General features: G+C 72.0%; 8 protein-coding genes and 1 pseudogene. 5 read left to right on the top strand and 4 right to left on the bottom strand.

The window, feature by feature from the left end:
- Positions 1-68 precede the first annotated feature (68 nt).
- Entirely contained in the window at positions 69-1,253 is a 1,185-nt protein-coding gene (locus tag OG214_RS35135) for a GAF domain-containing SpoIIE family protein phosphatase (RefSeq protein WP_363083136.1), read from the bottom strand.
- On the opposite strand from OG214_RS35135, the gene OG214_RS35130 reads away from it, so the two are divergent.
- Complete coding sequence (locus tag OG214_RS35130; RefSeq protein ID WP_405987722.1) at positions 1,230-1,430, top strand: hypothetical protein; 201 nt, start codon at positions 1,230-1,232, stop codon at positions 1,428-1,430. The two genes, OG214_RS35135 and OG214_RS35130, sit on opposite strands and share 24 nt — an antisense overlap.
- Positions 1,431-1,433: 3 nt before the next feature.
- Here the strand turns inward: OG214_RS35130 and OG214_RS35125 are convergent.
- A pseudogene (locus tag OG214_RS35125) lies at positions 1,434-1,640 on the bottom strand (PAS domain-containing protein); the annotation flags it as partial.
- A gap of 427 nt (positions 1,641-2,067) precedes the next feature.
- Here OG214_RS35125 and OG214_RS35120 point away from each other — a divergent pair.
- The 4 genes from OG214_RS35120 (at position 2,068) to OG214_RS35105 (ending at position 7,395) form a co-directional block, all read left to right on the top strand.
- Entirely contained in the window at positions 2,068-2,292 is a 225-nt protein-coding gene (locus OG214_RS35120; RefSeq protein WP_405987035.1) for a hypothetical protein, read from the top strand.
- A gap of 151 nt (positions 2,293-2,443) precedes the next feature.
- A complete protein-coding gene (locus OG214_RS35115; protein WP_405987034.1) occupies positions 2,444-4,141 on the top strand; it encodes an ABC transporter ATP-binding protein in 1,698 nt (565 codons plus the stop codon).
- Positions 4,142-4,368: 227 nt separating this feature from the next.
- Positions 4,369-6,222, top strand: a complete 1,854-nt coding sequence (locus OG214_RS35110) for an ABC transporter ATP-binding protein (protein ID WP_405987698.1) — start codon at positions 4,369-4,371, stop codon at positions 6,220-6,222.
- A 99-nt stretch (positions 6,223-6,321) separates the two neighbouring features.
- A complete protein-coding gene (locus OG214_RS35105; RefSeq protein WP_405987033.1) occupies positions 6,322-7,395 on the top strand; it encodes an iron-siderophore ABC transporter substrate-binding protein in 1,074 nt (357 codons plus the stop codon).
- A 161-nt stretch (positions 7,396-7,556) separates the two neighbouring features.
- Here the strand turns inward: OG214_RS35105 and OG214_RS35100 are convergent, their stop codons facing one another.
- Together OG214_RS35100 and OG214_RS35095 are read right to left on the bottom strand one after the other, a co-directional pair.
- Complete coding sequence (locus OG214_RS35100; RefSeq protein WP_363083560.1) at positions 7,557-7,760, bottom strand: MbtH family protein; 204 nt, start codon at positions 7,758-7,760, stop codon at positions 7,557-7,559.
- A 2-nt stretch (positions 7,761-7,762) separates the two neighbouring features.
- Positions 7,763-26,944, bottom strand: coding sequence for an amino acid adenylation domain-containing protein (locus OG214_RS35095; RefSeq protein ID WP_405987032.1), 19,182 nt, complete (start codon positions 26,942-26,944; stop codon positions 7,763-7,765).
- Between the last annotated feature and the right edge of the window lie 32 nt (positions 26,945-26,976).

Below are 26,976 nucleotides of genomic sequence, written 5' to 3'. Positions count from 1 at the left end.
TCTCCCGGTCCGGGCCTCGCTGCCACGGTCCGGGCCTCGCCGCCGCGCGCGTACCGCGCCGCTCACCGTTACGGGTCGGGGGTGGTCCGGGACGCCAGCAGCAGGGCCACATCGTCTTCCTGGCCCTGCCGGTCCTCGATGCTGGCGACGATGTGCTCCGCCAGCCGGTCGAGTTCGCCGGGGCCGGGACCGCTGTCGAGAAGCATCTGTATCTGGTGCTCGCCGGCGGCCATGTCGGTGTCGTGGAACTCCAGCAGTCCGTCGGTGCAGAGCAGGAGCGTCTCCTGCCGGCCGAGGTGAAAGTGGTGAATGGGGTAAGGAGCGTCGCTGGGGTCGGCCAGGCTGAGCGGGAGCCCGGGAGGAAGGCCGAGCGGCGGGCCGCCCTCCACGGTCAGTTGGATACTTCCGCGGGCGGTGCGGATATGCGGACTGGGGTGTCCGGCGCGGACGACCTCCGCGCGGCCGGTGGCGGGGCCGAGGCTGACATAGACACAGGTGGCGAGGCGTTCGGTGTCCAGGTCGCGCAGAAACGTCGAGGCCCTGGACATGAGGGCGGCGGGCGAATGCCCCTCGGTGGCATACGCGCGAAGAGCCGTCCGCAACTGTCCCATGACAGCGGCGGCCTGAATGTCATGTCCCTGTACGTCACCCACGACGAGGCCCACCCGTCCTTCGGGCAGCGGCATCACGTCGTACCAGTCCCCGCCGATCTGATGACCGGCCCGAGCGGGCCGGTACCGCGCGGCGACGCTCATTCCCGGCACCGCCTCGATCCTGGCCGGGAGCATGGCCTGCTGAAGACCGACCGCCATCGCGTGTTCCTCGTCATAGAGCAGCGCCCGCTGGAAGGCCTGGGCGACGGTGGCCGACAGCGCCGTCAGCAGATTGCGCTCCTCGGGCGAGAATCCCTTCTTTCCCTCGTAGAGAATCGCGAGCACGCCGGTGAGCCGCGCCTGTGCCATGAGAGGCAGGACCGCGGACGCGGTGAAACCTGTCCCTTTGATATAAGGCCATAGCATCGAGTAATTGGCCCGTATGTCTTCCCGCGTGACGAACAGCGCTTTCTGCGTCTGGAAGACCTCGGCGATCGGCCGGTCGTCGTCAAGGCGACCGTACTCCACTTCGCGTACATATTTAGGAGGCATACCGACGGTGGCCAGTCTGCGCAGTCTGTTCTGTTCAAGAACGGTCAGCGATATTCCCACGGCGCCCACCGGACCCAGAATCTCATGACTGGTCAGCGCCGTCAGCACATCTTCGACACCGAGCGCCTGGGACAGAGCCGTCGTGGTCGCCTGGACAACGCCGGCCTGGTGACGGCGCTCGGACTCCAGGACGGACTGCTCCTCGGCATAATGCAGCTCGGCGCGGAGGACACCGATCACCCGAACGGGATTTCCGGCATCATCACGCACAACGGCCGCCTGTGAGTGTGCCCACCGAGCGGTGCCATCCGATTGACGAACACGGAAATAATTCCCACAGCTAGTCGAGCGCCCCGGATCCGCGAGAATCTCAGCGGTCCGCACCCTGATACCGGACCGCTCTTCAGGTACGATCCGGTCGTAGAGCGTGGATATCTTCCCGTCGAACTCATCGGGCTTCAGATCGAATATCGCAAGTGCGCTCGGATCGAGCATGACCCGCGCGGATTCCAGATCCCATACGAATCCGCCGATGCCATTCAATTCCATCGCTCTCGACAGATCCGCTCGCAGTCCGTCTCCGAGTGGATCAGATGACGCACCACCCGACATCGGGCGGTTACCATGTGTCATACAACCTCCTGATATCTAAGTGTAGTCCGAGGCGGATAACTGCCCTGTCGCCACATTTTCCGCCGGCCCGGCCGACCACTTCATGAATCCGACCCAGCTCCCCGCATAGTGTGTCGGGGCATGACCTTCCTCATCATCGGCGCCAGCGGTTTCGTGGCTGCCTCTTGACCTTCGCGATCGCGAGGCGATCGCCTCCGTCCTCGACGAAGTGCGTCCACACACGGTGATCAACACGGCTTCCCGGAAGGCCGATTGGGCGACAACGGCGGAGGGCGCCATCCGGTTGGTCGTGGTTGCCGAGCTGTTCGATCTGCCGCGCGAGGTGAACGCGGTCGACCCGTCCGCTCTGCCCGCCGGGCGGCGTGCGGATACGGGCGTCGCCGGGCCGCTGGATGTGCGTCTGGACAGCGGCGGAACCCAGCGCGGGCTCCGCGTCAGGGTGCGCGGGGCTCGCGAGTTCCTGTCCGTCAACGGGCCGGATACGGGGCACGTGCGACCGGCGTCGGCGTCCTGACCGCGCGCGTTCCCGCGCCTGCTCGTCCGAGTGGTCCTGCCGGGGCGCACCGCCCTGTTCGGGGGTGGTCAGCGCACATCGACTTAGTGTAGCCTTACCTAAGTTTTCGCCCTGATCGACGGGCCGAGATCTCAGGAGCCGGAGGAGTGCGGTGGGGGCTGAAGGCCCGGCGGGGCGGGACGTCCTGAGGCGTGTGGTGGGGGGACAGCGGCGCGATGTCGTCCTCGCATCGCTCCTCGCGGCCGGGCACCAGGCCGGAGAGGCGCTCGTCCCTGTGCTCATCGGCCTGGTGATCGACCGGGCCGTCGCCAAGGACGACGGCGCCGCGCTCTGGCTGTGGATCGCCGTGCTGGCCGTCGTGTACGTCGGACTCTCCTTCAGTTTCCGTCACGGTGCGCGGCTGTCGGAGCGCGCCGCCGTGGCGGCGGCGCACGAACTTAGGACCGCGTTGGTCGGACGGGTACTGGATCCGGCGGGCGGCGCGGAGGCGCTGGGGCTCCCCGGAGCCCTGGTGAACACCGCCACCGAGGACGCCAAGCGGGTCGGCGCCGTGAACGTCGCGGTGATGGAGGCGGCGGCCGCGCTGGCCGCGCTGGGTGTCAGCGCCGCGGCCCTGCTCTGGATCTCCGTACCGCTCGGTCTCGTCGTCCTGCTGGGCACCCCCCTGTTGCTGTGGCTCGGCCATCTGCTGAGCAAGCCGCTGGAGCGGCGCAGCGAGGCCGAGCAGGAACGGGCCGGGCACGCCTCGGGAGTCGCCGCGGATCTCGTCGCCGGTCTGCGGGTGCTCAAGGGCATCGGCGCCGAGTCGGCGGCCGTCGCCCGCTACCGTTCCGCCAGCCGTGCCTCACTGGGCGCCACTTTGCGCGCGACCCGGGCACAGGCCTGGCAGAAGGGGATGACGCTCACGCTGACGGGTGTGTTCATCGCCCTGGTCGCCCTGATAGGCGGCCGGCTGGCCGCCACGGGTGACATCAGTCTGGGCGGACTGGTCTCGGCGGTCGGACTGGCGCTGTTCCTGCTCGGGCCGCTCGAAGTGGTCGGCTGGGTGAACTCCGAGTTCGCCCAGGGCCGTTCCTCCGCCGCCCGTATCGCGAAGGTGCTCGCCGCTCCCCCGGCGGTGGAGCCGGGTCCGGACGCGCTGCCGGTGCCGGTACGCGGGCATGTCCGGCTGCGCGGTGTCTCGTACGGGGCGCTCCGTGACGTCGATCTGGAGGCCGCACCGGGCGAGTTGCTCGGGGTGGTCGCCACCGATCCGGCCGACGCGCTGGCGCTGCTCGGCTGTCTGGGGCGCGTGGCAGATCCCGACTCCGGGACCGTGGAACTGGACGGTAGGGCCCTGACGGCGCTGGACCCGGCGGAGATCCGGAAGGTGCTCCTGGTCGCGGGCCATGACGCCGACCTGTTCGAGGGCACCCTGACCAGCAATGTGTCGGCCGCCGCGGGCCCGGCCGGTGACATCGTGACGGCGGCGATGGCCGCGGCCGGCGCGGACGAGGTCGCAGAAGCTCTCCCACACGGCGCCGGTACGACGGTCACCGAGCGCGGACGGTCCCTGTCCGGTGGCCAGCGCCAGCGCGTGGCCCTGGCCCGCGCACTGGCGGCCGACGCTCCGGTGCTGGTGCTGCACGACCCGACGACGGCGGTCGACACGGTCACCGAGGCCCGGATAGCCGACGCCGTCAGGGACTTCCGGCGGGGGCGCACGACGATCATGGTCACCACGAGTCCGGCGCTGCTCGCGATGACCGACCGGGTGGTGCTCGTACAGGGCGGGCGCGTCACCGGAGCGGCGCCCCACGCCGAACTCGTACGGCGTCACGAGAGCTACCGGACGGCGGTCTTCGCGTGAAGCACGAGCACACCGTGCCCGACCACACCACCACGCATGACCACTCCGTGCGGGAACACATCGTGCACGACCACACCGTGCGGGAGCACACCGTGCGGGAGCACACCGCGCACGACCACACCGTGCGGGAGCACACCGTGCACGACCCGGCCACCGCCCACACCACCGAAGAGCGCGGTCCCGACACGGCGGAACCCGGCCCCGGCACAGCGGCGGAGGAACGGGCACTGCTCCCCACCGCCTCCGCCCGTCGCACCCGCGCCGCCGTCCGCGAACTGCTGCGCCCCCACCGCCCGCTGGCCCTCGCCGCCCTGGTCACCACGGTCGCCGCGACGGCCGTCGGACTGGTGGTCCAGCCGGTACTGGGCCATATCGTGGACGTGGTCACCGAGGCCCGCCCGGTCGGCGCGATCACCGTACCCGTGATGCTGCTGGCCGCGGTCGCCGTCGTCCAGGGCGCCGCCACCGGCCTCGGCCTCTCGCTCGTTTCCCGGCTCGGCGAGACCGTACTCGCCCGGCTGCGCGAGCGGTTCGTGGACCGGGCCCTGAATCTTCCCCTGGAGCAGGTGGAGGGCGCCGGCTCGGGAGATCTGACGGCACGCGTCACCGGCGATGTGTCGCTGATCGCCGACGCGGTCCGCAACGCGCTGCCGGAGCTGACCCGTTCGGTGCTGGCGATCGTCCTCACCCTGGGCGCGCTGGCCCTGCTCGACTGGCGGTTCTTCCTCGCCGCGCTGCTCGCCGTCCCCGTACAGGCGCACACCGCGCGCTGGTACATACGCAACGCGGCACCGCTCTACGCCGAGCAGCGCATCGCGTACGGAGCACAGCAGCAGCAGCTTCTGGACAGCATCGGCGGGGCACCGACGGTGCGTGCCTTCCGGCTGGAGAAGGAGCACACCGAGCGGGTCACCGAGCGGTCCTGGTCGGTGGTGGCGCTGACGATGCGCGGTGTCCAGCTGGTGCTGCGCTTCTACAGCCGGCTGCATCTGGCCGAGTTCACCGGACTCACGGCCGTGCTGGTGGCGGGCTTTCTGCTGGTGCGTGCCGACGCCGTGTCGATCGGTACGGCGACGGCCGCCGCGCTCTACTTCCACAGTCTCTTCACCCCGGTCAACTCGGCGCTGATGCTGATCGACGACGCGCAGTCGGCGACCGCGGGCCTGGCCCGGCTCGTCGGGGTGGCCGATCTGCCGCCCGCCGTACGGGTGGAGCGGCCCGCCGTGCCGCGCGACGCGTCCGTCGCCCTCGGCGGGATCGCTCACGCGTACCGACCGGGCCATCCCGTACTGCACGGGGTGGATCTGACGATCGCGCCGGGGGAGCGGGTCGCGCTGGTCGGGGCGAGCGGCGCCGGCAAGACCACCCTGGCGAAGATCGCCGCCGGTATCCACCGGCCGTCCGAGGGCACGGTCCGGATCGGCGGCGCGGAACTGGACTCGCTCGACAGGGCCACGCTCCACCGGACCGTCGCCCTGATCACCCAGGACGTGCATGTCTTCGCCGGACCGCTCGCCGACGACCTGCGGCTGGCACGCCCCGACGCCACCGACGCCGAACTGCGCGAGGCGCTCGACCTCGTGTCCGCGCTGAGCTGGGCCGATCTTCTGCCGGACGGTCTGGCCACGGTCGTCGGCGAGGGCGGGCACCGGCTCACCAGCGCGCAGTCGCAGCAACTCGCCCTGGCGCGGCTGGTGCTGGCCGATCCGCCGGTCGCGATCCTCGACGAGGCCACCGCGGAAGCGGGCAGTGCCGGGGCGCGCGCCCTGGAGAAGGCCGCCGCCCGCGCGGTGGACGGCCGTACGGCGCTGATCGTCGCCCACCGACTGACCCAGGCCGCGAGCGCGGACCGGATCGTGGTCATGGAGGCCGGACGGACAGTGGAATCCGGTACGCACGACGAACTGCGCGCGGCGAACGGCCGCTACGCGGCGCTGTGGGAAGCGTGGTCGTACAGCCGCGACACGCCGCCGGGTGACACCACACCGGGTGACACCACACCGCGCGACGACACACCAGGTGACGCCACACCGCGCGAGACCGCCCCAGGTGACACCGCCCCAGGTGACACGACGTCATGAGTCCCGAACCTCGCACCCCGTGGCTCCCCCGCACTCACCTCCACCTCACCCCCCGCATCCACCCACCAGAGAAGCACCGAACCCGAAGGACCCCTTGAGATGGCCCGCACTCTCCGCACCGACCGGCTCGTCGCCGCGTCCGCGTCCGTACTCCTGCTGTTCGCCACCGTCTCCGCGTGCGGTTCCGACTCGGACACGGGCTCGAAGCAGGACTCGGCGGAACAGGGGAAGGACACGGCGGCGGCCGGGTCGTACCCCGTCACGATCGCCCACAAGTTCGGCAGTACGACGGTCGACTCCGAGCCCCGGCGGATCGTCACGGTCGGCCTCACCGACCAGGACGCCGTGCTGGCGCTGGGCAAGGTCCCGGTCGGGACGACGGAGTGGCTGGGCGCGTACAAGGGCGCGCTGGGGCCCTGGGCCGAGGCCGAACTGGACGGCGGCGCGACCCCCGCACTGCTGAAGGACACCGGCACCGGACCGCAGACCGAGCGGATCGCCGCGCTCAAGCCGGACCTGATCATCGCGCTGTACTCCGGTCTCACCAAGGAGCAGTACACGACGCTCTCGAAGTTCGCGCCGGTCCTCGCGCAGCCGAAGCAGTACAACGACTACGGCATCCCCTGGGAGCTCCAGACGGAGACGATAGGCAAGGCGCTCGGCAAGGAGGCGGAGGCGAAGAAGCTGGTCGACGGAGTGGAGGCGAGGTTCACGAAGGCGCGCGAGGAGAACCCCGGGTTCGACGGCGCGTCGGGCGTGATGGCCACACCGTACGAGGGCATGTTCGTCTTCGGCAGCCAGGACCCGCGGTCACGGATCCTGACGTCGTACGGCTTCGCGCTGCCGGACGGTCTCGACAAGGCGATCGGCGACAAGTTCGGCGCGAACATCAGCAAGGAGCGCACCGATCTGCTGAATCAGAAGGTCGCGGTGTGGTTCGTGGAGGACGTCGAGAAGAACGCGGAGAAGCTGCACCAGGACCCGACGTACGGGGATCTCGACGTGGTGAAGCAGGGCCGCGAGGTCTTCGTCGCCGAGACGAGCGACTTCGGGAACGCGCTGTCCATGGGGACGGTCCTCAGCCTGCCGTACGCGCTGGACCGGCTGGCTCCGATGCTCGCGGCGGCCGTGGACGGAGACCCGGCGACAAAGGTGGAGCAGCCCGCCTCGTAACGCGGCCTCGTAACGCGGCCTTCCAACAGCGACACCGCACAACAGCGGCACGCGGCAGCGCGAAGGGCCCGGACCTCAGGGAACTCTCCCCGGTCCGGGCCCTTCGCGCTGTCCTCCCCCGGCGGACGGTGCCCCCGTGCTCCGTCCGCCGAGGCCTCAGCTCACTGGTGGTGGAGGCTCTTGGGGCGCAGATCCGTCCAGTGGGACTCGATGTAGTCCAGGCATCCCTGGCGCTCCCCGGGACCGTGGACGCGCGTCCATCCGGCCGGGATGTCCACGAAGTCCGGCCACAGGCTGTGCTGTCCCTCGTCGTTGACCAGGACGGAGTAGACGCCGTCTGGGTTCTCGAACGGGTTGCTGCTCATGTTCATTTCTCCTCGATACGCGCGGCGGCGCGAGCCACCAGCGCTTCCAGCGCCCGGAACCAGGTCTGCGCGAGGTCCCTGACGTCCTTCTCCTCCAGCACGGCCGCCGGCCAGGACCAGTTGGCGGCCAGGACCGGCCCGTCGGGGCGGTCCTCGGTGACGACATTGATGCCCAGTGCGTGGCCCTCCCGCATCGCCGGCTCCGAGCCGATGTCCGCCGCGTCCTCCTCGGGGGCGTAGGACCAGTCGGTCGCCTCGGGAACGTCGAAGCGGCCCAGGTAGTTGAACTCGATCCGCGGCGCCTCCAGTGCCGCGAGGACCGGTGCCGTACGGGGGTTGAGATGGCGCAGCATGCCGTAGCCGACGCCGTTGGCGGGCAGTGCGGCGAGATGCTCCCTCACCCGCCGCAGCGCCTCGTCCACGGCCGGGCCGCCGGCGAAGGCGTCGGCCAGATCGACCGGGCCCGGGTCGAGCCGGACGGGGAAGACGCTGGTGAACCAGCCGACCGTACGGGACAGATCGGCGTCGTCGGCCAGCTCCTCCTCGCGGCCGTGGCCCTCCAGATCGACCAGCACCCCGCCGCTCGCGCTCGCGCCGCGGCGCCGCAGCCAGTCGGCCAGCGCGAGAGCGAGCCCTGTCAGCAGGACGTCGTTGACGTTTCCGCCGAGGACGGAGGGCACGGTGGACAGCAGGGGGCCGGTGCGCTCCGGGTCCAGTCGCAGCTCCACCTCCCGTACGGTGCCGGCCGTGTCCCGTTCCGGGATCAGCGGCCGGATCGGCGGGAGCGGTTCCGCGCCGTCGAGAACGGCCGTCCACAGGGGCAGCTCGGCCTCACGGGACGGCTCCCGCGCCAGTTCGGTGAGCCGGTGTGCCCACTGCCGGAACGGCGTCTCGACCGGGGCCAGTCCGGCCGGGCGGCCCTCGGAGACGTCCTGCCACGCCACTGCCAGATCAGGCAGCAGCACCCGCCAGGAGACACCGTCGACCAGCAGATGATGGGCCATCAGCAGCAGTCGGCCCGGCCGGTCGCCCGTGTCGAACCACACCGCCTTGACCCCCGCGCCGGTCTCCGGGTCGAGCGCCCCCCGGGCCGCACGGGCCCGTTCCGCGACGCACTCGCGCAGGGCGTCGTCGTCCAGGCCGGTGGCGTCGACCCGTTCGACCCAGGTGCCGATGTCGGCGGTGCCCGCGGGCGGGACCTCCAGGGACCAGTCGTCCGGGCCCGTGCGTACCAGTCTCGCCCGCAGCATGTCGTGCCGGTCGGCCAGCGCCCGCACCACGCTCACCAGCTTCGGGAGGTCGAGCGCCGCCGGGGTCCGGACGAGTGCCGCCTGGTGGTAGCCCTTGAAGGGACCGCCCAGTTCGCGCAGCCAGTGCATGACCGGGGTCAGCGGAACGTCGCCCGTGCCGTCGTACGGGGTACGTGCCGCGCCCGGTGCGACGGCGGTCCGCTCGGCGGCGGCGGCGCACAGGCCCGCCACCGTGCGGTGCCGGAAGACCAGACGCGGAGTGATCCGTACACCGGCCGCCCGTGCCTGGCTGACGAGCCGCATCGCCATGATGCTGTCGCCGCCGAGCGTGAAGAAGTCGTCGTCCACACCCACCCGTTCCAGCCCCAGGACATCGGCGAGGACACCGCAGAGGACCTTCTCCTCGGGCGTACGCGGTGCGCGTCCCGAGGAGACCGCCGTGAAGTCGGGCGCGGGCAGCGCCTTCCGGTCGAGCTTGCCGTTGGCGAGTTCCGGCAGCCGCTCCAGGAGGACGACCGCCGCCGGGACCATGTAGTCCGGCAGATGCCTCGCGACATGCGCGCGCAGTCCGCTCGCGTCGGGCGACTGCCCCGCGGCGGCCACCACATACGCCACCAGTTGCTTGCGCGGCCCGTCCTGCCGGGCCGTCACCACGACCTGCGCGGTCTCCGGGTGAGCGGCCAGTACGTCCTCGATCTCCGCCAGCTCGACACGGAATCCGCGGATCTTGACCTGGTCGTCCGCCCGGCCCAGATAGTCGAGCATCCCCTCCGCCGTCCAGCGGGCGAGGTCACCCGTGCGGTAGAGCCGGGAGCCGGGAGGACCGAAGGGGTCGGCGACGAATCGTTCCGCGGTCAGCGCCGGCCGGTCCAGATAGCCGCGGGCGAGTCCGCCGCCCGCGAGGTACAGCTCGCCGGGCACCCCCGGCGGCACGGGCCGCAGGAAGCCGTCGAGCACATAGGCCCGGGTGCCCGCCACGGGGCGGCCGACCAGGGGCCGGTCGCTGTCGCGTACACGCGCCACGAGCGCGTCGACGGTCGACTCGGTGGGCCCGTACAGATTGAACGCCTCCGTGCCGCGCAGCCCGCGCAGTCGCTCCCACAGCGCCTGCGGTACGGCCTCGCCGCCGACCCCGATCACGGCGAGCGGGGAGGTGCCGTCCGAGACGAGCCCGGTGTCGGCCATCTGCGCGAAGAACGACGGTGTCACTTCGAGGAAGTCGAAGCCGTGCTCGGCGACGGCCGCCGCGAGCAGTTCGGGGTCGCGCCGTGTCTCCTCGGAGACGACATGGACGCAGTGCCCGTCGAGCAGCCACAACTGGGGCTGCCAGGACGCGTCGAACGAGAACGACCAGGCGTGCCCGGCCCGTAGCCGCCGACTGCCGGTCAGCGCGACAGCCGGTTCGTACAGGGTCTCCCGGTGGCTGTGGAAGAGATTGCCGACCGTCTCATGGGTGATGACGACACCCTTCGGGCGCCCGGTCGATCCGGAGGTGTAGATCACATAGGCCGGGTGGCCCGGCAGCAGAGCGCTCGCGCGGTCCGTGTCCGTCACGTCCCGGGGGTCGTACGCGGCGAGCCCCGCCACGGTCTCCGGGGCGTCGAGCACCAGCACCGGCACCCCGCAGTCCGGCAGCAGCGGGGCGAGCGCGCGGGTGGTGAGGGTCAGTACGGGGCGTGCGTCGGCCAGCATCCCGGCGGTGCGTGCCGCCGGGACATCGGGGTCGACCGGCAGATACGCGGCGCCCGCCTTCTGCACGGCGAGGATCGCCAGCAGGGTATGGGCGGTGCGGGGCAGCGCCAGCGCGACGATCCGCTCGGGACCGGCTCCCCGCTCGATCAGCAGCCGGGCCAGCCGGTTGGCACCCGCGTCGAGTTCTGCGTAGGTCAGTTCGACACCGTCGGAGGCGACGGCGGGGGCGTCGGGGGTGCGCCGTACCTGCCGCTCGAACAGCGCGGGCACGGTGGTCGGTGCGGCGGGCAGCTCCCGGGCGTTCCACCGCCGCAGTATCCGCTCCCGCTCGTCCTCGCCCAGGATGTCGATCCGGCCGATGGAGAGATCCGGCTCCGCCGCCACCGCGCGCAGGACGCGGTGCAGGCGCTCCGCGATCGCCTCCGCGGTGGCCCGGTCGTACAGATCGGTGCTGTATTCGAGGACGCCGTGGACGCCACCGCCGTCCGCGTGCTCCACGAAGTCGAAGGACAGGTCGAACTTCGCGGTGTCCTGGCCGACCTCCTCCTCACGCGAGAGAAGTCCCGGCAGCGCCGGACCCGTCGCTCCCGCCGCGAGGTAGACGACCATCACCTGGAAGAGCGGATGGCGGGCCAGTGAGCGCGGCGGGTTGAGCACCTCCACCACCCGCTCGAAAGGTACGTCCTGATGGTCGTACGCGGCGAGGTCGGCGTCCCTGACCCGGGCCAGGAGTTCACGGAAACCGGGATCGCCGGAGGTGTCCGTGCGCAGGACCAGGGTGTTGAGGAAGAACCCGACCAGGTCCTCCAGCGCCTCGTCCGGGCGCCCCGCGATGGGGCTGCCGATGGGGATGGCCGTACCGGCCCCGAGCCGGGTCAGCAGGGCCGCGACGGCGGACTGCATCAGCATGAACATACTGACCCCGGCGCCGCGCGCCAGTTCGCGCAGTGAGTCCGCCAGCTCCTGGCCGAGGGACAGGTCGACGGCGCCGCCCCGGTAGCTGCTCTCCGCCGGGCGCGGCCGGTCGGTGGGCAGTGCCAGCTCTTCGGGGAGACCGGACAGGGTCTCCTTCCAGTACGCGAGCTGCCGGGACGCCACACTGTCCGGGTCCTTCTCGTCGCCCAGTACGGCCCGCTGCCACAGGGTGTAGTCGGCGTACTGCACGGGCAGGGGTGCCCAGCCGGGCGCCCGGCCCGCCGCGCGCGCGGCGTAGGCGGTGGCCAGGTCCCGGGTCAGTGGCTGCTCGGACCACTCGTCACCGGCGATGTGATGCACCAGGACCAGCAGGACATGCTCGTCCTCGGCCAGCCGGAACGCCCTTACGCGCAGGGGCGGTTCACGGTCCAGCTCGAAACCGTACGCCGCCGCGTCGGCCAGCAGTCCGGCGAGGCTTCCCTCGTCGGCGGGCACGACGTCCACGGGGATCTCGTACTCGCCCTGGCGCAGGATCCGCTGGTACGCGGTGCCGGCCTCCTCCGGGAACACCGTGCGCAGTGTCTCGTGCCGCTCCGCCAGATCGCCCACGGCGGCGCGCAGCGCGTCGGTGTCGAGCGCGCCGGACAGCCGCCAGGCGGACGGGATGTTGTACGTGGGCCCCGCGCCCTCGACCTGGTACAGGACCCAGAGCCGCCGCTGCGCGGACGACAGGGGCAGCCGCTCAGGACGCTCCCCCGCGGTGAGCGCGGTGAGCGGGGGCCGGTGCCCGCCGGTCTCCCCCTCCCCGGTAAGGGCCGTGGCCAGCCGGGCCACGGTCGGCGCGTCGAAGACCGTACGCAGCGAGAGGTGCGCGCCGAGCGAGGCACGGACCTTCGCCACCAGACGCATCGCCAGGAGGGAGTGGCCGCCCAGTGCGAAGAAGTCGTCGTCGACACCGACCCGTTCGACACCGAGCACCTCGGCGAACTGCCCGCAGAGGATCTCCTCGGCGGGGGTGCGCGGGCGCCGGCCCGCCGGGCCGGCGGAGAAGTCCGGCGCGGGAAGGGCGGCACGGTCGAGCTTCCCGCTGACGGTACGCGGCAACGCCTCCAGCGCGACGAACGCCGCCGGGACCATGTACGCCGGCAGCGCGGCGGCCGTGTGGGTCCGCAGCTCGTCGGGGTCCAGGGTGTGTCCCGGCGCGGGTACGGCGTAAGCGACCAGACGCGGTACGCCCGGGGTGTCCTCCCGTACGACCACGGCCGCCGTCGCCACCCCGGGGTGCGCGCCGACGAGGGACTCGATCTCGCCCGGCTCGATCCGCAGACCGCGCAGCTTGACCTGGTCGTCCGCCCGGCCCAGGAACTCCAGGGTGCCGTCCGCACGGCGCCTGGCGAGGTCACCGGTGCGGTACATCCTCCCGCCGGGAGGGCCGAACGGATCGGCGGTGAACCGTTCCGCGGTCAGCGTGGGCCGGTTGAGATAGCCACGGGCCAGGCCCTCTCCCGCGAGATACAGCTCACCGGCCACTCCGGCCGGGACCGGCCGGAGCGTCGCGTCCAGGACATGGGCACGGATGTTGGCGAGCGGCGCGGCCCAGGTGTCACCGTCCGCCTCCCCGTGCCAGCCGTAGGAGTCGACGGCGCACTCGGTGGGTCCGTACAGATCGTGGACCGCCGTACCGGGCAGCGCGCGGAGCCGTTCCCACACCGGAGCGGGGGTGGCCTCGCCGCCGACCGCCACGACACCGGGCAGATAGCCGCCGGGGTCGAGGAAGCCGTGGTGGGTCAGCTCCCGCAGATAGGTGGGCGTGACATCGACGAAGTCCATCCGCTCGGCCACCAGATATCCGAGCAGCGCGGCCGGATCGGTCATGGTGGCCTCGTCCACGACATGCAGTTCATGGCCCGCGAGCAGCCACAGCATCGGCTCCCAGGAGCCGTCGAAGCTGAACGAGGCGGCGTGCAGGGCGCGCAGGGCGGACCGGCCCGCGGCCCGTTCGGCGGGCTCGATCAGGTCCTGGCGGTGTGAGCCGAAGAGGTTGCTGAGGCCGCGGTGGGTGCCGATCACTCCCTTGGGGGTGCCGGTGGACCCGGAGGTGAAGATGATGTACGCGGCCGACGCGGGACGCGGGGTGCGGCCGGTCCCCCCGGGCTCCCGCTCCCCTGGGGTTTCCGGGAGTTCGTCCCCGAGGGTCTCCAGCAGGACGAGTTCCCGCCCGTCCGGCAGTCCCGGCGCGAGGGCGGCGGTCGTGAGCACACACCGGGGCGCCGCGTCGGAGAGCATGAACTCCAGCCGGTGCGCGGGATGGTCGGGATCGAGCGGCAGATACGCGGCGCCCGACGCGAGTACGCCGAGGATCGCGGGCACCATCTCGGCGCGGGGCAGCGCCAGACCGATGACCGTCTCGGGACCGGCTCCCCGGCGCAGCAGCGCGCGGGTGATGTCCTCGGCGCGCGCCGCCAGTTGGGCGAAGGTGAGCCGGCCGCCGGCGGTGACCAGGGCGGTGGCGTCGGGCCTCGCGCGTACCGTCTCGGCGAAGAGTTCGGGGACCGTGCGGGGTTCGACCGGCCGGTCGGTGTCGTTCCAGGTGGTCCGTGCGGCCAGGGCCTCTGCGTCGGTGAGGATCCGCAGCGCCCCCACGGGCTGTTCGGGGGCCCGCACGACCTGTTCCAGCAGGGCCACCAGCCGCTCGACGAGTCCGTCCGCGGTCCGGGGATCCACCAGGTCGGCGGCGTACTCCAGGAGTAGGGTCAGGGGCCGGTCGCCGCCGTGATCGATGAAGGTGAAGTCCAGATCGAACTTGGCCATGCCGGTGTCCATGTCGAACCACTCGGTGTCCAGGCCGAAGAGATCCGGGTCTCCTTCGGGTCGGTAGTGGTAGCCGATCATGACCTGGAACAGCGGGTTGCGGCCCGCCGCCCGAGCCGGGTTGACGGCCTCGACGACCCGGTCGAAGGGCAGGTCCTGGTGCTCGAAGGCCGCCAGGGCGGATTCCCTCACCCGGGAGAGCAGTTCGGTGAAGGCCGGATCGCCCGACAGATCGGTGCGCAGCACGAGCGTGTTGACGAAGAAACCGACCAGATCGTCCAGGGCGGAGTCCGTGCGCCCGGCTATGGGCGCGCCGAGCGGGATGTCGTCCCCGGCGCCGAGCCGGTGCAGCAGGGTCGCGGTCGCGGCCTGGAACAGCATGAACAGACTGACGCCCTGGGCGCCGGACAGCTCGCGCAGGGCGCTGCCGGTCCCGGCCGGGAGCTCCGCCCGTACGACTCCCGCGCGGCCGGTGAACCGGGCGGGCCGTTCGCGGTCCAGCGGCAGTTCCAGTTTCTCGGGCAGCTCGCGCAGGGTCTCGGTCCAGTAGGCGAGCTGCCGCTCCCCCACCTCCTCCAGGAGGCGGTTCTGCCAGAGCGTGTAGTCGGCGTACTGCGCGGGAAGATCCCGCTCCCACTCCGGGACCCGGCCGGCGGCCCGTGCCTCGTAGGCGAAGCCGAGATCGGCGAGGAAGGGCCGGTCGGACCACTCGTCGGTGGTGATGTGGTGCAGTACGAGGGCCACCACCTGGTCGGCGGGACCGAGCCGGAGCACCTCGGCCCGCAGGGGCAGTTCGGTGCTCAGATCGAACGGGCGGCGCTGGGCCTCCTCGATCCGCGCGGGAAGGTCCTCCTCGGCGCAGTCGGTCACGGTGAACGAGGGGTCGGCCTCGTCGGCCGGGACGATCCGCTGGTACGGCTCGCCCTCGTGCTCCTCGAACCGGGTACGGAGGGCTTCGTGGCGGCCCGCTACATCGCGCAGCGCGGCCCGGAGCGCGGCCAGGTCGAGTGTGCCGCGCAGCCGGAAGACCAGCGGGAAGTTGTACGCGACACCGCTGTCGTCGGTGATGCGCTGCACCAGCCACAGCCGGCGCTGCGCGGCCGAGAGTGGGAGGCGCTCGGGCCGGACCGCCCCGGGTGCCAGGGCCGGGCGCGCGGGACGGGCGCCGCCGGTGCGGTCCGCGAGCAGCTCCGGGGTCGGGGCCTCGAAGAGATCACGGATGGCGAGTTCGGCGCCCAGCTCGTTACGGGCGCGGCTGATGAGCCGGGTGGCGAGCAGGGAATGTCCGCCGAGATCGAAGAAGTTGTCCTCGGCGCCGACCCCGGGCAGGCCGAGCACATCGGCGAACAGCCGGCACAGGATCTCCTCCTGCGGGGTACGCGGACCGCGCCCGGCGCCCTGTGCGACGGCCGGCTCGGGCTCGGGCAGCGCCCGTACGTCGAGCTTCCCGTTGTCGTTCATCGGCAGCCGGGGCAGGACGGCGAAGGCGGCCGGCACCATGTAGTCGGGCAGCCGCTCCCTGAGGTCCTCGCGGAGCTGCCGTACGAGACCGTTCGCACCGCGCGCGGTGGTGGGCGCGTTGGCGTACGGCGCGACACCGTCCGCGCGGCGGTAGAGACCGGTGGTCACCCGGAATCCGGTGCCGGTGCCGGCCTCCGCGTCGGTGCCGGTGCCGGTGCCCGTCTCCCGGACCAGCACGGCCTCGTACGTGCCGAGTCGCGCGGACCAGGTGGTGAGCACCCGGTAGCCGAGGCGGGAGCCCAGCTCGCGCAGTGTGTCGGGCTCGACGCCTTCCTCCGCGACGCCGTGCGGGCGGCCCTCGTCCAGGGAGCGTACGGCGGCCAGTTCACCGATCGTCCGGGCGTCGGGCACCCCGACGACACGCAGCCGCTCGGGACGCCGCTCTTCGAGGAGCCCGGCAAGGGCCTCGTGCCCCGCCCAGTCGGTCACCGGAGCGTCGGCCAGCTCCAGGGCGTCGTCGTGACCCCGGTGCAGGACCACGTCGTAGCGGTGCCGCGTCAGTTCGTTCTGATGACGTCCCGCCTTGGTCCGCAGGTCGACGCCGAAGCCCAGGGTGGTGAAGTAGTCCGGATCGACGAGGAGTTCCTTCTCCAGCGCGATGCCCCGGTCCACGGCCCGCCGTACGGTCGCCGGATCCGTGCCCTTCTCCGCCTTGGTGAGCTGGATGGCCGTCTGGAAGGCACGGGCCAGCCGGAGGTTTCTCACATCGCCGACGAACAGCGCTCCGCCCGGGGCGAGCAGGTCCATCGCGCTGTTGATGACATCGGTCAGATAGTCGACGCTCGGGAAGTACTGGATCACCGAGTTGATGACGACGGTGTCGAAGAATCCGGTGGGAAGACCGTCGACGTCATGGGCGGGCCGGGCACGCAGCTCGACCTTGGCCGCGAGCTCGGGGTTCTGCCGCAGATCCTCGCCGATCTTGCGGATGACGGGCTCGGCGAAGTCGGTGGCCCAGTACGCCTCGGCCGCCGGGGCGAGCTGCGAGAGCAGCAGTCCCGAGCCGACACCGATCTCCAGGATCCGGCGTGGCCGCAGCTCGCGGATCCGCTCGACCGTGGCGGCCCGCCACTCGCGCATGTGCTCCAGCGGGATGGGCGTGCCGTCGTACGAGCTGTCCCAGCCGGCGAAGTCCTCCGTGAAGACGGCGGTGCTGATCTCGGTGTACTCGGCGGAGTAGATCTCCTGCCACTCACCGATCTGCGCGCGCTCGGCCTCCTCGCGCCTCTCGTCGTCGAGTTCGGCCGGGACGACATAGCCGACCAGGCGCTGGGTACCGGGCGCGGACGGGTCGTCACGCGCGATGACGGCGGCCTGGGCGACCCGTGGGTGCTGGCTGAGCGCGGTCTCGATCTCGCCGAGCTCGACCCGGTATCCGCGCACCTTGACCTGGTCGTCGGTGCGGCCCAGGAAGTCCAGATTGCCGTCCGCCCGCCGCCGTACGAGGTCTCCCGTGCGGTACATCCGCTCGCCGGGCTCACCGAACGGGTCGGCCACGAAGCGCTCGGCGGTCAGCCCAGGCCGGCCGAGATAGCCGCGGGCCAGACCGACGCCCGCGATGTACAGCTCGCCGGGAACCCCGTCGGGGAGCGGACGGAGCCAGGCGTCCAGGATGTGTGCCCGGGTGGCGCGGATCGGGCGCCCGACGGTCGGGGTGGCGCTGTCGTCCGTACCGCCGCCGAGGGTGTTGATGGTGTATTCGGTGGGCCCGTAGAGGTTGTAGCCGTAGGTGCCGTCGGTGTCGCGCAGCCGGTTCCAGACGGTCTCGGTGACGGCCTCACCGCCGAGCAGCACGAGCGGCGGCCGGTGTCCCTCCAGCAGCCCTTCCTCGATGAGGAGATGGGCATAGGTCGGGGTGACGTTGACGACGTCGATCCGGTGGGTCTCGCAGTACGCCACCAGTGCCTCGGCGTCACGGCGCAGCTCTTCGTCGCAGATGTGCACCTCATGTCCCTCGACGAGCCAGAGCAGCTCCTCCCAGGACATGTCGAAGGCGAAGGAGACGGTGTGCGCGACGCGCAGGCGCCTGCCGCCCGCCGAGGCGATGGCCGGGCCGAAGATCTCCTTCTGATGGTTGAGCCGCATGTTCGTCAGACCGCGGTACGGCGTGACGACGCCCTTGGGGCGGCCGGTGGAACCGGAGGTGTAGATGACGTAGGCGGGGTGCTCCAGGCCGAAGTCGACACGCACGGGGCCCGGGGGCAGCGCGGTGAGTTCCGCCTCGACGGCCGGGTCGTCCAGCAGGACGCGCGGGACGTCTCCTTCGAGTGTGTCCGAGACCTCGGCGGTGGAGAGCAGGAGCAGCGGCTTCGCGTCGTCGAGCATCAGGGCGAGACGGTCGGCGGGGTAGTCGAGTTCCAGCGGCAGATAGGCGGCGCCGGTGCGCAGGACGGCGAAGAGCGCCACGACCATGTCGAGGGAGCGCGGCAGTCCGAGGGCCACCACACGCTCGGGCTCCGCGCCTCGTGAGATCAGCAGCCGGGCCAGCCGGTCGCAGCGCGCGTCGAGTTCGGCGTAGGTGAGCGTCCGGGCGCCGAAGACGACGGCGGTCGCGTCGGGGGTGCGGGCGGCCTGGGCCGCGAGCAGATCGGCGACCGTCTCGTGCGGGACGGGCTCTCTGGTGGCGGTGTTCTCCCGTTCCAGGGCCGCTCGTTCGGCGGGCAGCAGCGGGTCGAGACCGCCGACGGGAGCGGCGGGGTCGGCGGTCAGTCCGTCCAGCAGGAGGGTGAACCGGGCCAGCAGGTCGTGCGCGTAGCCGCTCTCGATCACATCGGGCCGGTGGGAGAGGGTGACACGGATGCGCCGGCCCGGGGTGACGACCAGGTTCACGGGGTAGTGGGTGGCGTCCACATTGGCGACGGCGGTGGCGCCGTGCCGGTCGCGCAGCACGGCCAGCCGGTCCTCGGTGTCGGCGTTCCGCAGGACGAACAGGGTGTCGAAGAGACGGCGATGACCGCTCTCCGCCTGGAGGACCCCCAGGCCCAGATACTCGTACGGCAGCAGCTCCAGGCGCTCGGCCTGCACCCGCCGCAGCAGGTCGACGACCGGTTCGGCCGGGTCGAAGGCGATCCGCGCGGGCACGGTGTTGAGGAACATCCCAATCACTTCGGCCACATCGGGCACCTCGCTCGGCCGGCCCGCGACGGTCGTGCCGAAGACCACATCGGTACGGCCGGTGGCGCTCGCGAGGGTCAGTCCCCAGGCCGCGTTGAGGACGGTGTTGAGGGTCAGACCGTGGCGGCGCGCGGTGTCGCGCAGCCGCTCGCTCGCCTCGGTGGTCAGTACGGAGTCGAGGCTCTCCGGGACCACGGGTTCGAGCCCTCGGCCGGCGGCGGCCGGGACGAGCAGGGTGGGCTCGTCCAGCCCGTCGAGAGCGGTGTGCCAGGCACGGGTGGCCTCGTCGGTGTCCTGTCGCTCCAGCCAGGTCAGATAGTCGCGGTACGAGCCGGGGCGCGGCAGCTCCGCCGGGTCCCCGCCGCTCTCGTACAGGGCGAAGAGTTCGTCGAGGAAGAGCCAGGCGGACCAGCCGTCCCAGAGGATGAGGTGGCGGCCGATGACCAGACGGTCGCCGCGCTCCTCACCGAGCCGGATGAGCAGGATACGGAAGAGCAGCGGCTCGGTGAGGTCGAAGCGGCGGGTCCGCTCCTCGTCCATCAGCGCGCGGAGCCGCTCGTCCTGTTCCGCGGCGGGGACGCCGGTGAGGTCGGTCTCTTCGAGCGGGATCTCCGGGTCGCGGACGATGAACTGCACCGGCTGGCGCAGGCCTTCGCTGGTGAATCCGGCGCGCAGGGCGGGGTTGCGGGCGAGCAGTGTCCGTACGGCGGCACGCAGCCGGCCGGTGTCGATCCGGTTCGCGAAGTCGAACGACTCGTGGACGGTGTACACGTCCAGGGCGTTCTCGTCGTACGTGGAGTGGAAGAACAGCCCTTCCTGGAGGGGCGCGAGCGGCCAGATGTCCTCGACCCCGCCCGGGACGAGCCGCTCCACACGGGCGGTCTCCTCGGCGGTGAGTACGAAGGAGGGCCCGGCCGTCCGGTCCGGCTCGCGCGGGACGGTGGGCGTCGCGGCGGCGGCGAGGGCGGCCGGGGTGCGGTGTTCGAAGATGTCACGGGGGCCGATGTCCAGGCCCGCGCGGCGGGCCCGGCCGGCGACACCGATGGAGCTGATGCTGTCGCCGCCGAGCAGGAAGAAGTCGTCGTCGATGGAGACGTCCGTCAGCTTCAGCACGGCCGCGAAGATGTCGGTGAGGACACGTTCGCGCGCGTCGCGGGGGGCGCGCGCCTCGGCCCGTACGGCCTGTGGCGCGGGCAGGGCCGCCCGGTCGAGCTTGCCGCTCGGGGTGAGGGGCAGGGCGTCCAGGACGACATAGGCCGTGGGCACCGCGTGGGCGGGCAGGACTCCGGTGAGTCCGGCCCGGAGCCCGGCCGCGTCCGGCGCCTCGTTCCCCGTACCGACCACATAGGCGACGAGGGCGTTCTCGCGGACGGTGACGGCGGCCTGGGCGACGGACGTCCGGCGGACGAGAGCGGCCTCGATCTCACCGAGTTCGATCCGGTTGCCGCGGAGTTTGACCTGCCGGTCGGTGCGGCCGAGGTATTCGACCGTACCGTCGGGGCGCCTCCGTACCAGGTCGCCGGTGCGGTACATCCGGCTGCCGGGCGGGCCGTACGGGTCCGCCGTGAAGCGCTCGGCGGTCAGCGAGGGCCGGGCGTGGTAACCGCGCGCCAACTGGACGCCGGTGAGATACAGCTCGCCGGGGACATCGGCGGGGACCGGCCGCAGACAGGCGTCGAGCACCCGCAGTCCGGTGTTCCAGACCGGCGCTCCGATGGGGACGGTGGTGCTGTCCTGGGATCCGTCGGGGCGGTAGGTGTGATGGGTGACGTCGACGGCCGCCTCGGTGGGTCCGTAGAGGTTGTGCAGCGGCACCCCGGTGAGCGCGTGCCAGCGGCTCGCGGCGGAGGCGGTGAGGGCCTCGCCGCTGCTGAAGACGCGGCGCAGGGTCGCGGCCCAGCCGGGATCGCCGGTGACGTCCTCCGAGCCGAGGAACGCTTCGAGCATCGACGGTACGAAATGCAGGGTGGTGACGCCCTGTTCGCGGACGAGCGCGGCGAGATAGGACGGGTCCCGGTGTCCGTCGGGCCTGGCGAGGACGACGGCCGCGCCCTCGGTCAGCGGCCAGAAGAACTCCCACACGGAGACGTCGAAGCTGGACGGTGTCTTCTGGAGGACCCGGTCGTCCGGCCGGAGGCCGTACTCCCCCTGCATCCAGGCCAGCCGGTTGCGGACGGCGCGATGGGTGACGACGACGCCCTTGGGGCGGCCCGTGGAGCCGGAGGTGTAGATGAGATAGGCGGGGTCGTCCGGACCTGCCTGGACGGGGTCGTCCGGACCCGCCTGGACGGGGTCGTCCGGACCCGCCTGGGCACCGGACGTCCCTTCGGGGGACCCGTCGTCCGCGTGCGCCGATCCGTCCAGGACGAGCGCCGTGAGCCCCTCGGTCTCCGGCAGCCGGGAGACCGAGTCCGCGACGGTGACGACCGTACGGGCACCCGAGTCGGCCAGCATGTGGGCCACCCGCTCGGCGGGGTAGTCCAGATCGACCGGAAGATAGGCGGCGCCGGACTTGAGGACGCCGAGGAGCGCGACCATCAGCTCGGTGGAGCGCGGGACGGCGACCCCGACGATCCGGTCGGGACCGGCGCCACGGGCGCGCAGCCGCCGCGCCAGGGATTCGGCGCGGGCGTCCAGCTCGGCGTAGTTCAGACGCTCGTCGCCGAGGACGACGGCCGTCGCGGCCGGGGTACGGGCCGCCTGCTCCTCGAAGGCGGCGGACAGGGTGACCGGGCGGACCTCGCGCTCCGCTCCGGTGAGCTGGGTCTCCGCCTCGGCCAGCTCCCGCGGGGAGAGCAGACCGATCCGCGCGACCGGCCGCGCGGGATCGTCGGCGAGCGTCTCCAGGATCAGGGAGAGCCGGTCGGCCATGGCCTGGACGGCGTCACCGCTCAGCCGCTCGGCGTGGTGCTTGAGGCGCAGATCGAGCCGTCGGCCCGGCTTCACGATGAGGGCCAGGGGGTAGTGGACGGCGTCGTGGAACTCGTGGCCGGTGATACGGATCGTGTCCGACGGGTCCCGCAGATCGGTGTCGGCCGGATAGTTCTCGAACACGAGCAGTGTGTCGAAGAGTTCGCCGCTGCCCCCGAGGCCCGCGATCCGCTGGATCTCCGCCAGTCCGAGGTGCTGGTGGTTCAGCAGCTGGGCCTGCTCGTCCTGGAGGCGGCCGAGCAGCGCCGCGAGTGTGTCGGCCGGCTGCCAGACGAACCGGGTCGGCAGGGTGTTGATGAACAGGCCCACCATCGACTCGATGCCGTCGACCTCGCCGTCACGTCCGGAGACGGTCGTGCCGAACACCACGTCCTGCCGGCCGGTGAGCCTGCCGAGCAGCAGGCCCCACGCGCCCTGGACGACGGTACCGAGGGTGATCCCGAGTTCACGTGCCCGCGCGGCCAGCCGTCCGGTGGTCCGCTCGGAGAGCTCGATCCGGATCTGTCCGGGCCGGATCGGCGCGCTGCCGGCCGGGGTCCGCACCAGCCGGGTCGGCTCGTCGAGACCGGACAGCGCGGTGCGCCAGGTCGCGCGGGCGGCCTCGCGGTCGAGAGCGGCGACGCGCCGCAGATGGTTGCGGTACGGGGCGACCTCGGGCAGTACGGAGGCGCCGCCGCCGTACGCGGCCATCAGCTCACGGTGCAGTACCGGCAACGACCAGCCGTCCGCGATGATGTGATGGAACGTCAGGATGAGCGCGCTGCGCTCGGGACCGTACCGTACGAGTGCGCAGCGCAGCAGCGGCGGCCGGGCCGGATCGAAGCGGTGGGACCGTTCGTCGGCGGCGACGGCCTCGGCGAGCGATGTCCTGACGGACTCGTCCTGGGCCGACAGATCGACCTCACGCCACGGCAGTGTGAGACCGCCCGCGATGATCTGCGCGGCGGCGCCGTCGGCGCCGTACTGCCGGAAGGCCGCGCGCAGCGGGGCATGGCGGTCGAGGAGGGTCCGCGCCGCGGCGCGCAGGGCTTCGCCGTCCACCGGTCCGGCGAGCTCGATGATCTGCTGGACGGTGTACGCGTCGGCGTCGGAGCCGCCTGCGAGGGCGTGGTAGAGGAAGCCCTGCTGGAGCGGGGCGAGCGGCAGCAGTTCCTCGATGAGCAGGGGTTCCGCGCCCTGGATCTCGGCGATCTCGTCCGGAGTGAGGGCGAGGAGAGGACCGTCGGCGGCCTCGGTGCCCTCCTCCGTACGGTCGACGGCGACGGCCGCGAGGGCGGCGACCGTACGGTGCCGGAAGACATCCCGTGTGGTGAGCCGGACACCCGCCTCGCGGGCCCGGACGAGCAGCTGGATGGCGTTGATGCTGTCGCCGCCGACCGCGAGGAAGTCGTCGTCGATGGTGACCGACCGCAGTCCGAGCACCTCGGCGTAGAGCCGGCAGAGCAGTTCCTCGCGGGCGTCGCGCGGGGCCCGGCCGGAGCTGAGGGCCCCGTAGTCCGGTGCGGGCAGCGCCTTCTCGTCGAGCTTTCCGCTGGGGGTGACGGGCAGCCGGTCGAGCGGTACGAAGGCCGACGGCACCATGTACTCGGGGAGCCGTTCCGCGCTGTGGGCGCGCAGGGTCCTCATCAGCGCGGTGATGTCGCGGAAGGGCGCGGGCCTGTTGGCGTACGGGAAGGTCCCGCCCGGCCGGTACGACGGGCCGAGAGGCGCCCGGCCCTCGACGAGCACGACATCGAGACGGCCGTCGTCGGCGTGTCCGTTCCAGGTGACCGCGCAGCGGTAGCCGTGTCGGCCCGCGAGCGCGTGGAAGGCCTCCGGGTCGATGCCGTCGGGGGCGGGGGTGCTGCTGTCCTCCAGGGCGCGCAGCGCCGAAAGGTCCTCCCCGAGGCGCCCGTTGGGCACGCCCGTGACACGGACCCGGACGGGCCGGGTGGTCAGCAGCTCGTCCAGCGCGGCGAGGCCGTCGATCCCGGACCAGCGCACTTCGCTCTCCGCGGTGGCCTGCGGGCCGGTGCGGACCGGGCCGGCCTGAGCCGTCTCCCGCGCGCGCAGCACCACGTCGTACCGGTAGCGGCTCAGTTCGTTGTGGTGCGTGGCGCGCTTGACGAGCACGTCCGCCTCGAAGTCCGGCAGCCCCGGCAGATCGGTGAAGTAGTCGGGGTCCAGGAGCAGTTCGCCCTCCCAGCTCACCGAGCGCTCCACCGCCGCCCGCAGGGCCGTCTTGTCCGGGTCCTCGGAGACGGCCGGCCGCCGGCTCTCCACGGCGGCGCGCAGGGTGCGCAGCAGACGGAGGTTGCGTATGTCGCCCACGAAGACCCTGCCGCCGGGCGCCAGCAGCGCCGCGACCTTGCGCAGCACGTCGGACAGATAGTCCGCGCTCGGGAAGTACTGGGCCACCGAGTTGATGACGACCGTGTCGAAGAAGCCCTCGGGCAGGCCGTCGGTGTCATGGGCGGGCCGGGCGCTCAGCTCCACCCGGGAGGCCAGGCCGGGCACCGCGTCCACCTGGGCGCGCAGCGCCCGTACCGCTTCGTGCGAGACGTCCGTACCCCAGTACGTCTCGCAGTCCGGTGCGAGGCGGGACAGGATCAGTCCGCTGCCGACACCGATCTCCAGAACCCTTCGGGGGGTGCCCGGTTCACGGATACGGTCGATCGTGGCGTCGCGCCACTCGCGCATCTCGTCGACGGGGATGGGGGCGCCGTCGTACATGCTGTTCCAGCCCGCGAAGTTCTCGCGGACGGACGTGCCCTCGCTCCGGCCCTCGGATCCGGCGGCGCTGTAGAACAGTTCGTGGAGATCCTTCCACTCCTCGACCTGGGCGGTCCCGTCGCCCGGCCCGCTGTCGAGCGAGGGGACGATGTACGCGGCGAGCCTGCGCTCCCCCGGCCGGTCCTCGCGGGCGACGACCGAGACCTGGTCGACCGCGGGGTGCCCGCGCAGCACCGACTCGATCTCGCCCGGTTCGACACGGAAGCCGCGGATCTTGATCTGGGTGTCGGCGCGGCCGAGGAACTCCAGCCGTCCGTCGGCCTTCCAGCGGACCAGGTCGCCCGTGCGGTAGAGCCGCTCGCCGGGCGCGCCGAAGGGGTCGGCGACGAACCGCTCGGCGGTGAGGCCGGGCCGGCCGAGATAGCCGCGGGCGAGTCCCGCGCCGCCGAGGTACAGCTCACCTGGCACACCGTCCGGGACGGGCCGCAGCCGTGCGTCGAGGACATAGGCCCGGGTGCCGGGGTCGGGGACACCGATGGGGACGACCGCGCCGGCCGGGGTGTCGGGGTCGCACAGACCGAGGGTGGAGTTGGTGGTGGCCTCGGTCGGACCGTACGCGTTGAACATCATCCGGGTGCGCGCGTACCGGCCCACCAGCTCGGGTGAGACCCGCTCGGTACCGGCCAGCAGAGTCGCGGTGGCGGGCAGCCGGGCGTCCTCGGGCATCGCCGCGAGCAGGGCGGGCGGCAGGATCATGAAGGTGATCCCGTGCGCGTTCGCGTAGTCCGCGAGGTGCACACCGGGGACACGGAGTTCGCTCGGTACGACGACGAGACGTCCGCCGGAGAGCAGTCCGAGACAGAGGTCCCAGAAGGCCACGTCGAAGCTGGGCGAGGCGAATTGCAGTACGCGGCTGTGCGGTCCGATGCCGAAGCGTTCGCTCTGTGTGGCGACGAGTTTGGCGACGCCGGTGTGGGCGAGGACGACGCCCTTGGGCCGGCCGGTGGATCCCGAGGTGTAGATGACGTACGCGGCGTTCAGGACGGACAGCGCACCGCCGCGGTCGGCGTCGGTGGGATCGTGCGCGGGACGCCCGGCCAGCTCGGCGGCGGTTTCCGGGAGGTCGAGGAGGAAGCGGGCGACTCCGTCCTCCGTCGGGAGGTCGCCGGCGGACCCCGCCGTGGTCAGCAGACAGACGGGCTCGGCGTCCGCCAGCATGTACGCGATCCGGTCCGCCGGGTAGTCGAGGTCGACGGGCAGATACGCGGCGCCGGACTTCAGTACGGCGACCTCGGCGACGATCAGTTCGGCGGAGCGGGGCAGGGCGAGGGCCACGACCCGCTCGGGGCCCGCACCACGGGCGATCAGCGCGTGGGCGAGCCGGTTGGCCCGCTCGTCCAGCTCGGCGTAGGTGTACCGCTCGTCCTCGAAGACGAGGGCGATCGCGTCGGGGTGCCGCTCGACCTGCTCCGCGAACATGGCGGGCCAGGTGGCGGCCGGGACGGAGTGCTCGGTGGCGTTCCGCTCGACGAGCAGTTGCCGCCGCTCCGCCGCGGTGGTCAGTTCCAGCTCGGCGACCGCTGTGCCGGGGCGGGCGAGTCCGTCCGTCAGCAGGGTCTCGTAGTGGCCCAGCAACCGGTCGACGGTCGTTTCGTCGAAGAGGTCCTGACGGTACGTCACCCAGACCGATCCCGGCGCCACACTCAGCGCCAGGTCCAGCGGGCCGGTCAGCTCCTCCGTCCGAGCGCCGCCGACGGGAGTCCCGGGGCCGGTGTCCGTGGCCGGGTCCGTCTCGGGCTCCGGGTCCGCGCCGGGCGCGACGGCGGCGGCGATGTCGAAGGCGGTGTTGAAGAAGTGTCCGCCCGCGCGTGTGGGCTCGGGCCGCAGCTCGTCGACGAGCACGGACAGCGCAAGCCGGTGCTCCCCGGCGGCGGCCCGCGCCTCGGTCACCCGCTCCACCAGCTCATGGAACGACGGAGCGTCGCCGAGGTGGACATGGACCGGCAGCGCCTCGTGTCCGACGGTGATGCCAGCCGCGCCGCTGTAGCGGTGCAGGAGCGCGAAGAAGGCGGCGAGAGAGGTCTCGCTCGTCGTCCGTACGGCCATGCTCCTGGTCCGTACGGCCCGGTTCCCCGAGCACACCGCGGGATACGGACGATCGGTCGGCAGCGCTGTCTCGGCCGAGGACACGGCCGGCAAGTCACGCCAGTACCCGATGACTTCTTCGATACCCGACACGTTGGCCGCGCCTCCCCAAGCAGATCAGTCCC

The organism is Streptomyces sp. NBC_00872, from assembly GCF_045161915.1.
In the GTDB taxonomy this organism is placed as follows: domain Bacteria; phylum Actinomycetota; class Actinomycetes; order Streptomycetales; family Streptomycetaceae; genus Streptomyces.
The sequence above is the reverse complement of the archived record's forward strand: the minus strand, read 5'-3'. Positions and strand labels throughout refer to the sequence as shown.